Genomic DNA, 674 nt, shown 5'->3' with positions numbered 1-674 from the left:
AATCATAACCACCCGTCTAACGGGTGGTTTGATCAAGGGCTATAAGCCCATAATACCAGCCAGCGCCTAAAGACGCTGGCTTTCACTTTGTTCAAGCCTTATTGCTTTTGACTCGTCACAAGCCTCTCAAAGAGGCATTCGCATTACTTACCATTATCCCTGAAGGGATTTTCATATTCTTTTACGCTTAATTTGTCCAAAGCGATATCATGCTTCTCTTGTTCCTGAATATATTTCTTAATTGTGGCTTCATTAAGTCCTACCGTACTTACATAATAACCTTCTGCCCAAAAATGTCTGTTACCAAATTTATATTTTAAATTGGCGTGTTTATCAAACATCATCAATGCACTTTTACCTTTTAAATATCCCATAAAACTAGCTACACTCATTCGTGGTGGAATACTTACTAGCATATGAACATGATCTGGCATTAAGTGGCCTTCTATTATTTCAACGCCTTTATATTGGCATAGTCTATGAAAAATCTCTCCCAGACTACTCCTATATTGATTATAGATTATTTTTCGTCTATACTTAGGTGTAAATACAATGTGGTACTTACACATCCATTTTGTATGTGATAAACTGTGAGCTTTTTGCGCCATAGTCTTAACTCCTTTCGTTTTACAATTGGCTTGAACACCTATATTGTAACTCGTTTGGAGTTTTTT

1 protein-coding gene is annotated in these 674 nt (G+C 36.2%); it reads right to left on the bottom strand.

Annotated features, from left to right (window positions below; genetic code table 11):
* Positions 1 to 143: 143 nt before the first annotated feature.
* Complete coding sequence (gene tnpA / locus AX662_RS02275) at positions 144 to 608, bottom strand: IS200/IS605 family transposase (RefSeq protein WP_002883780.1); 465 nt, start codon at positions 606 to 608, stop codon at positions 144 to 146.
* Positions 609 to 674: the final 66 nt, after the last annotated feature.

The sequence above is a fragment of the Streptococcus sp. CCH5-D3 genome (assembly GCF_001556435.1).
Taxonomy (GTDB): Bacteria; Bacillota; Bacilli; order Lactobacillales; family Streptococcaceae; genus Streptococcus.
The sequence above is the reverse complement of the archived record's forward strand: the minus strand, read 5'-3'. Positions and strand labels throughout refer to the sequence as shown.